Origin of the sequence: Coleofasciculaceae cyanobacterium (assembly GCA_036703275.1) — a bacterium.
In the GTDB taxonomy this organism is placed as follows: domain Bacteria; phylum Cyanobacteriota; class Cyanobacteriia; order Cyanobacteriales; family Xenococcaceae; genus Waterburya.
The window spans coordinates 1-1,597 of record DATNPK010000083.1 but is presented as its reverse complement, the minus strand read 5'-3'; the positions used below and the strand labels follow the sequence as shown (position 1 = coordinate 1,597).

Sequence of the window (1,597 nt, the reverse complement as noted above, 5' to 3'; positions counted from 1 at the left end):
TAGTTTAAATTCCTTTCTTAACATACGACTAGAAACGCCTTTAAGAGAATTGACTATCTGAGAAATAGAAAGCTTAGGCGGATATTCAATCAACAAATGAACATGGTCAGACTCTCCGTTGAGACGAATGACCCTAAAATTCATTGTGCTAGCTACATGATTGCAAACCTCTTCTAATCGTTGAATATGCTCTAGCTTAAATACTTTTTTTCGGTATTTAGTTACGAATACCAAATGAGCATGAATTAACGTAACGCTATGTCTACCTCGTCTATATTGAGTCATTGATTAGTCAGACCAAAAATGGTATTGTTTTAATATACCATGCAGACCAAGCAATGAAAGCTAGATATAGTTACCGCATCTACCCAAAACAATCACAACTAATACCATTGGCAAAAGCTTTTGGTTCAAGTCGTGTTGTTTGGAATGATGCTTGGTGGCTGTATAAAAACGCAGCCCGAAATAATTTAAACAGACCAACTAAAGTAAGCAACTTGGTGATTACTCAAGCCAAGAAAACTGAGGAGCGAAAATGGTTGTCTGAAGTATCTTCTGTAGTTTTACAACAGTCTGTTAGAGATTTGCAACAAGCCTGGAGTAACTATTTTAATAGCAAGTCGGGTAAGCGCAAAGGTAAGCAAGTGGGCAAACCTAAGTCAAAAAACAAGCATGGCAGACAAGCAATTCCATTTGCTAGCAACGCTTTTTCCCCACATTCTCAGTCAGTCTATTTGGCTAAAATTGGTCATGTTAAAGTTGTTTTCTCTCGTCCGTTGCCGAGTAAACCTAGTAGCGTAACTATTATCAAAGATACGACTAATAGATATTTTGCTTCGTTTGTCGTTGAAGTCCGTGCATCTACACCTTTGGATCTGCCTCGAGAGGATGCACCGCATACAAACAATAGCTGCGGCATCGATCTTGGTTTGACTCATTTTGCGATTCTCGATAGCGAAAAGATAGAGAATCCTCGTTTGCATTCAAAAATGTTGAGCAAAATCAAGCTAGCCAACCGCAGACTGGCGCAATGCAAAAAAGGATTCTAATCGCCGGAAAAAACGAAAACTAAGCCTGGCTAAACTCCACGCAAAAGTCAAGGATGCCAGAACACATTTTCTACATAAGCTAACTACTCGATTGGTACGCCAAAACCAAGCATTAGCCATCGAAGATTTGCCAGTGGGAAACTTGGTTAAGAATAGAAAACTATCCCGCGCTATATCAGATGCGGGGTGGGCTAAGTTCAAAACGATGTTAGAGGCAAAATGCGACCAGTACGGTAGGCAGCTAACTATAGTAGATCGTTGGTATCCAAGCTCTCAAATTTGCTCTGGCTGTGGCCAATCTGGAGGCAAAAAAGAGCTTAATGTCCGTGAGTGGGAATGCTTGTACTGCAATACCCTCCACGACCGAGATACTAACGCAGCCAATAATTTGAACCAATGGACGGGTGGGCAATCCGACCAGTATAAAAACGAACGTCGAGCGAGTGTAAGTCAAGCGAAGCTTGCTGTTGGCGGTGAAACGTTTACCACCCCGAAGCAATTGTCTTTGTTCTAGGGGAATCTTCATGCCTTCAGGCTGAAGAGGATGT

Annotated in this window: 1 protein-coding gene and 1 pseudogene; one reads left to right on the top strand and one right to left on the bottom strand. The window is 41.4% G+C overall.

The genetic code is table 11. From position 1 onward, the window contains the following. On the bottom strand, nucleotides 1-285 hold a 285-nt coding region (tnpA, locus tag V6C71_16050; protein HEY9769980.1), incomplete at its 3' end, for an IS200/IS605 family transposase. Between the two features lie 65 nt (nucleotides 286-350). Here tnpA and V6C71_16045 point away from each other — a divergent pair. Then, nucleotides 351-1,563, top strand: a pseudogene (locus V6C71_16045) (RNA-guided endonuclease TnpB family protein). Nucleotides 1,564-1,597: the final 34 nt, after the last annotated feature.